Source organism: Sphingomonas hylomeconis, assembly GCF_025370105.1.
In the GTDB taxonomy this organism is placed as follows: Bacteria; Pseudomonadota; Alphaproteobacteria; order Sphingomonadales; family Sphingomonadaceae; genus Sphingomonas; species Sphingomonas hylomeconis.
In genome coordinates this window covers 41,469-47,569 of record NZ_JANQBK010000020.1, presented here as the reverse complement: position 1 = coordinate 47,569, position 6,101 = coordinate 41,469, and the positions used below count along the sequence as shown (strand labels likewise).

General features: G+C 65.9%; 5 protein-coding genes and 1 pseudogene. 1 reads left to right on the top strand and 5 read right to left on the bottom strand.

The window, feature by feature from the left end; genetic code table 11:
* Positions 1-440 precede the first annotated feature (440 nt).
* Positions 441-2,519: an amidohydrolase family protein gene (locus tag NV401_RS18105; RefSeq protein ID WP_261295859.1), complete on the bottom strand. Its 2,079-nt coding sequence runs from the start codon at positions 2,517-2,519 to the stop codon at positions 441-443.
* Between the two features lie 117 nt (positions 2,520-2,636).
* Here NV401_RS18105 and NV401_RS18100 point away from each other — a divergent pair, with 117 nt between their 5' ends.
* Positions 2,637-3,473 carry an alpha/beta fold hydrolase gene (locus NV401_RS18100; RefSeq protein WP_380817420.1) on the top strand — a complete coding sequence of 279 codons (837 nt, stop codon included), beginning with the start codon at positions 2,637-2,639 and terminating at the stop codon, positions 3,471-3,473.
* Between the two features lie 75 nt (positions 3,474-3,548).
* On the opposite strand, the gene NV401_RS18095 is transcribed toward NV401_RS18100, so the two are convergent.
* From NV401_RS18095 to NV401_RS18080, 4 genes and pseudogenes are all read right to left on the bottom strand, one after another.
* A complete protein-coding gene (locus tag NV401_RS18095) occupies positions 3,549-4,052 on the bottom strand; it encodes a class I SAM-dependent methyltransferase (protein ID WP_261295858.1) in 504 nt (167 codons plus the stop codon).
* A gap of 206 nt (positions 4,053-4,258) precedes the next feature.
* Positions 4,259-5,167, bottom strand: coding sequence for an NAD(P)/FAD-dependent oxidoreductase (locus tag NV401_RS18090; RefSeq protein WP_261295857.1), 909 nt, complete (start codon positions 5,165-5,167; stop codon positions 4,259-4,261).
* Positions 5,157-5,621, bottom strand: coding sequence for an Rrf2 family transcriptional regulator (locus NV401_RS18085; protein ID WP_261295856.1), 465 nt, complete (start codon positions 5,619-5,621; stop codon positions 5,157-5,159). The genes NV401_RS18090 and NV401_RS18085 overlap by 11 nt, the downstream gene beginning before the upstream one ends.
* A 73-nt stretch (positions 5,622-5,694) precedes the next feature.
* Positions 5,695-6,085 (bottom strand): annotated as a pseudogene (locus tag NV401_RS18080) (efflux RND transporter permease subunit); the annotation flags it as partial.
* Positions 6,086-6,101 lie beyond the last annotated feature (16 nt).

Genomic DNA, 6,101 nt, shown 5'->3' with positions numbered 1-6,101 from the left:
TTCGGCATCATGGCCAGCGTCGGCTCTGCCGCCAGATCGGCCAGCCCGCGCCAGCAGCGCTCCCGGATCGCTATCTGATCCTCCAGCGCCTCTCGCACTTCGGCGAAATTCTTCGCGCCATTACCGATCGCCGCTGTCAGCGGTGAGCACCCATGATTGGGTCGTTTCGTTCCTCAGCCGATGCCCACCCTATGTCGAGCCTGCGAGGCGCTATTAGGCAGAACAAGGCGTAATGCTGTTCCCAATGATAAGCGATTTTCAATGCTCAGCTTGGCCCCCCTCCGCCTGGAAAGGCTGCACACGACTTTCAGCCCGAGGCTCTCCGACTGTTCGAGGTTGAAGCTGCCAATAAATCTCGGTCGGTAAATGCTGTAATCAGATTGTGAATGAACGGCAGGTTTCCGGGAGCGGCTTGTGCCGCCTGGATGGCGATTTATGGGTCATTTCGGCATGCCGGAAAGGCCGCTGGCCTGTCGCAGGCTGTTACCATCAAGACGGTATCCGTCGAGAAACACCGTTTCGACATGGCGCAGGCGGGTGAGGTCCTTCGATACGTCACCGCCGACCAGGATGATGTCCGCCGTCTTGCCGACGGCGATCGATCCGGTGCGATCGGCCATGCCCGTCATGCGCGCCGGCACGATCGTCGCGGTTTGCAGCGCTGCCGCATTGCTTAACCCTGCCTGTTGATACAGCTCCAACTCGCGTACCAATTCGAGGCCGTAGCCATCGGTGCCGGCGACGATCGGTACGCCAGCCTTGTGCAATCGCCCGACCAGCCCGACCATCTTGGCGAAGCTCTTGCGGAAATCGTTTCGCGTCAGGCCATCGAACAACGGATAGCCGCTGATCTTCCAGCCGCGCACGACGGCGGGCGGCGCGACCTCGGCGAACGGCGCATATTCAGGCGAGAGCGCGCTGCCGTCCGACGTCATCAGCGGCTCCCAAACAGTCAGCGTTGGATCGATGATCGTCTTGCGCTCGGCAAGTTCAGCATAGAATGCCTTCATCGCCGGTGAATCGAGATCGACGTCCTTGCCGTATTTGGCCGGGCCTTCCAGCCGCGCCGCGGTGTTCGCCTTGTCGACCACGGCCTGCGGCATCGCCTGCATCATGATGAAGTTGATGTGCGTGACTTCGTCATAGCCGGCGCGCACCGCGTCGAGCGGACGCATGCCTGCGGGAACATGGCCGTTCACATGCAGTCCCAATCTGTGCGCTTCCGCGGCGCCGGGCGCGATCCAGGCCGGGGTCATCGACGTGTAGAATTTGACCCCCCACAGGCCGGCGGCCTTGATCTTGTCGACCGCGGCGATCGTTTCCGCTGCCGACGATACGGTCAGCGCGCCCTGCGCGGCGAGCGGGTCCTTGCGATCGATGACAACCGAAACCTTGCCATCTGGGGCGAGGAGGTCGCCGGCGGCGCGGCGCTTGAGGATGCTCAACGCGTCCTCGATTTCCGATCCCGGGCTGCGATAATTGGTCATGCCGGTGGCGAGATTCTGCAGCAGCGACCAATCGTCGCCGACATGCTGGTGCGCGTCCCACAGCCCAGGCGACAGCGTCTTGCCGCGGCCGTCGAGCACCGTCGCCCCCGTCGGCGCCGTGATCGAGCCCCCCGCGCCGACCGCGGCAACCTTGCCGTCGGCGATCAGCACCGCCCGGTCCGGCACATAGGTGCCGGCGATCGAATCGAACATCAGCACGTGATCGATCAAGGTCGGCGTACGGTTTGCCGGTGTCAGGAATTGATTTGCGATATCGCGCACCATCGCGGCGGTCGCCTTGTCCTGCACGTCCTTCAGGATCGGGCCGGCCTTCTCATAGCCCTCGGGGAGCAGCGACATGCCGCCGGCATTGCCGAAATAGCGGTTCTGCTCGTCGAGCCAGACGGGGGAGGGGGCGAACCCGTAGCCGCGAATGAAGGCGAGCCTGACCGTCTTCGGCCCCGCTGGACCGTCGATCTTGTGCGTCGCGCCGATCGTCAGCGTGGCATGGCCGGTCGGCAGCAGATCGACGCCCTTGTCGCCCGCGGCGACCAACGCCTCGATGTCATGCTCGCTCGCCAGCCACGGACCGCCATAGGTGTTGTAGCGCCGGCCGGTGAACGGCGCATTCCCGGAATCGACCGACGTTTTCCAGCGCGCGACGCCGCCGGGATCGACGGTGAAGCTCTCGGTCGCGTCGCCGCTATCGGTATAGCCGCGGATCGAGATCGCGATCGGCCGCTTGTCCGGCCCGAGCGTCATGGTCTCGTCGGTCTCGGTGATCCAGCCGCGCAGCGACATCGTCATGCGATAGGCGATCTGCCCGTCGGGCAAGGTCCATGACCAGATGTCGCCATGCTTCCCGGCGATCGAGCTGATCGTATAATGCCGCGCCCCCGCCGGGGCCGTCAGCAACTGCTCCTTCGTTGCCTGGGTCGGCGCGGGTGCAGCCGGCTGAAGCGGCGCGTGCGGTGCTGCGATCGCCGAAGGCGCCGCCGCGACCAGCAGCGATGCCAATAGTATCTTACGCATCGGTCGATCCCCCAATCTGTAGCGTCAGACTGGCAAGCCGACACCGGTTGCGCAAGGCCTGCTTGCTGGTGAGGCAAAGGCCACTTGGCAGCGGCGAGGGGGCAGGCACAACGCATCATGCTTTCCATCCTTCTCGCGCTCGCCGTCCAAGCGGCAGTACCCGCTCCGACCCCGCTCGCCGCATCGGTACCACAACCCGCCGCGGCACGGCGCTGGCCGACCAAGGAGGCCGACTTTCGCATCCGCGACTTCCGCTTCGCGTCGGGCGAGACGCTGGCGGACCTGCGCATCCATTATACGACGCTGGGCACACCGCACCGCAATGCACGCGGCGAGATCGACAATGCGGTGATGGTGCTTCACGGCACCGGCGGCACCGGCAAGCATTTCCTGGTGCCGCAATTCGCCAACGAACTTTACGGCCCGGGCCAGCCGCTCGACATCAGCCGCTACTGGATCATCCTGCCCGACGGGATCGGCCACGGCCAATCTTCCAAGCCGTCCGACGGGCTACGCATGAAATTTCCACGCTACGATTATGCCGACATGGTCGAGGCGCAATACCGCCTGCTGTACGACGGGCTGGGCATCCGCCGCATGCGGCTGATCATGGGCACGTCGATGGGGTGCATGCACGGCCTGCTATGGGGTGAAACCTATCCCGATTTCGCGCGCGCCCTGATGCCGATGGCATGCGAGCCGGTGCCGATCGCCGGACTGAACCGAATGTGGCGGCAATTGCTGATCGACGGGATCAAGGCCGATCCGGTCTGGGCGCGCGGCAATTACACAGCGCAGCCGATGCAAGGGCTGCGTACGGCGCAGACGGCCTTGTCATCGCGGGTGCGGCGCCGCTCAATCTGCAGGCGCTGTACCCGACGCGGGAGGGCGCCGCCGCGTTCGCACAAGATCGCGTCGCCAAGGCCTTGCCGCTGCTCGATGCCAACGATCTGATCTACCAGGTCGATGCGTCGCGCAGCTATGATCCGTCCGCGAAGCTCGCCGCGATCACCGCACCGCTCGTGTGGATCAATTCGGCCGACGATCGGCGGCGAACCAGCCACGAAATGACAATGCTGCGTAGAACAGGGCGACGTCCACGAACCCAGCCTCGCGCATGACGTCTTCTTCCGCTGCTGGAGCGATCAGCGGCAGGCGTTCAGTCATCATTTTTCCGGTGGCCCGAGCCTTTGCCGGGTCGGACGCAGCACGGTCGCCGAATGCGGCGGAGCGCGCCATCCAGCGTTCGGGATCGTCGCTGGGCGGCGCGTGATGGGCCACCACGATCCGCCCGCCCGGTTGCAGGCGACGCCGGATCTCCCGCAACGTCTGCAGCCGTTCGTCCCGGTCAAGAAAATGAAGCACCAGCAGGCATGTCGCGCCGTCGAAGCGCTCAGGCGGCGACTGATCGACCGTGCCCGCAACGAGCGTGACCCGATCGGCGAACGGCAAGGCGGCTTGCCGCGCAAGATCCAGCATGGCGGGCGAGGGATCGACACCGGTAAAGCACCAGTTCGGCTGTGCGTTTGCCATGGCGGCGAGCTCCAGCCCCGCCCCCCGCGCCGACCACCAGGATCCGGGCATCCCCCGGCGCCTGCTCGGCAAGCAGCAATGTTGCCATACGGTGGAGATCGGCCATCCCAGGGACCTTGCGACGCGTCTCCGCTGCGTAGGATGCGACGGCGACCGGGTCCGCAAATGGCGAGGATGTGCGTTGCGTCATGCCCACCGTTCCTCGATCAGGCAGCCAGTGGCTCGAACACCAGCGACTGGTGGAGCGAGACACCTGCAGTCACGCCATCGGCAGCCGCCCAACTAGCGTTATGCGGCGCCCGCGCAGCATCGCCGGCCGCATATACACCAGGGACAGTGGTCAGCTTCGCCGCATCGGTACGGATCACCGGGCCGAACGGGCCGTCGTCCAGGGCGCAGCCGAGCTGCTCGGCAATCGAACTGTTGAGCCGAGAGCGTGGCGCGAGATAAAGTGCCTCGATCCGGGCCTCGCGACCATCCGCGAGCAGCAGCGACGACAGCGCCGTACCGTTGCCGCGCAGCGCCACGATCGGCGCCGGTTCGATGGCGACGCCGCGACGCGCCAGCTTCGCCTGCATCTCGGCATCCGGCATGTCACCGCCGCTCAGATACAAGGTGGTCGGGCCCCAATCGGCAATGAGCAGCGCCTGATGCGCCGACATCGGCATCGTCTGCAGAACGCCCAGACGCTGACCGCCATATTCGAAGCCATGGCAATACGGGCAGTGCAGCACGCTCTTGCCCCAGCGCTCGGCCAGCCCGGGCACTTCCGGCAGCACGTCGGAGATGCCGAAGGCCAATACCAGCTTGGCCGCGGTCAACGTCTCGCCGCTAGCCAGCGATACCGCGAAGCCGCCGGTGATGGGCGATGCGCCAGTCGCTGCGCCTTCCACGGTGCGGACGGTCGGATACAGTTCGAGCTGCGCCCGCGCGCCCGCGATCATGCTGAGCGGCTCGTTGCCGTCCTGTCCAAAGAAGCCGTGCGAGGCGTCGGCGAAGCGGTTGCGCGGGGCGCCAGCGTCCACAACGCAAACCGAGCGGCGCGCGCGGGCGATGTGCATGGCGGCGGACAGGCCGGCAAAGCTACCTCCGATGACGAGGGCATCATGCTGCATGAACAGTCTCCAGATCGATCGATTTGCCGCTCGCGATGATGCGCGCGTGGAAGTCGGCGCTCAGCCCGGCGAGCGTCACGCTGCCGAAGCGCTCGAGCAGCAGCGCCTCTGCATCGGCATAAGCGCCATTCAGCGCGGCGTTGACGGCCTGCTCGACCAGGCAGCCGGGGGCATCCGTGCGGTTGCCCATCGCGAACAGCGCCGGGCTGCCGAGCGCGGCGTAGACGTCGCGCAGCGTGATCGCGGCAAGGTCACGCGCGATCGTCCAACCGCCGCCATGCCCCTTTTCCGAGCGCACGAAGCCGGCATCGCGCAGGCCGGCCATGATCCGGCGGATCACCACCGGATTGCTCTGCATCGCTCTGGCCATCGCTTCCGATGTGACCGGGCTTTGCGTCTCGGCCATGTGGAGCAGGACGTGCAGCACGCCCGATAATCTGCTGTCGCGCTTCATGTAACTTCATATGTTGCGAGGGTGGCGCAGTGTCAAGCCCGTCGCGACATTATGTCGCGGGAGAGGCAGCATTGCCGTTCAGCACGGCTATGCCGACAGCGCGATAAAGCCGGCCGCCGCCGAGATCGAAAAGGGCTTCCGCGCAGCACCGACGCAAGCACCCCCCGACCAGCGCTAGGGGCACCCCCGTGAAGGGATCGCAGCATCGCGAAGATTTCCGAGTGCGCCGAACAGCAACAGCATGATCAGCGCGAAACAGGCCGGGACGACCGAGGCCGGCCGGTTGCGGGCGGAGTCGGGGTTTTCGAACTGACGCCATAGTCCAGCCGGAGGCGGGCAGGGAGCTGGACCTGGCTGGCGATCACCGCCTGCGCCTCGGCGACGACACTCGAGACGTCGCGCCCGCGGACATTGGCCTTGACGACCACGCGGCGCTTGCCGTTCTCGCGAATGATCTGCGCCGGGCAACCCACCCGAAGC

Coding starts and splice junctions, on each gene's coding strand:
- NV401_RS18105 (WP_261295859.1), bottom strand. CDS start 2,519: ATGCGTAAGATACTATTGGCATCGCTGCTGGTCGCGGCGGCGCCTTCG.
- NV401_RS18100 (WP_380817420.1), top strand. CDS start 2,637: ATGCTTTCCATCCTTCTCGCGCTCGCCGTCCAAGCGGCAGTACCCGCT.
- NV401_RS18095 (WP_261295858.1), bottom strand. CDS start 4,052: ATGGCAAACGCACAGCCGAACTGGTGCTTTACCGGTGTCGATCCCTCG.
- NV401_RS18090 (WP_261295857.1), bottom strand. CDS start 5,167: ATGCAGCATGATGCCCTCGTCATCGGAGGTAGCTTTGCCGGCCTGTCC.
- NV401_RS18085 (WP_261295856.1), bottom strand. CDS start 5,621: ATGAAGCGCGACAGCAGATTATCGGGCGTGCTGCACGTCCTGCTCCAC.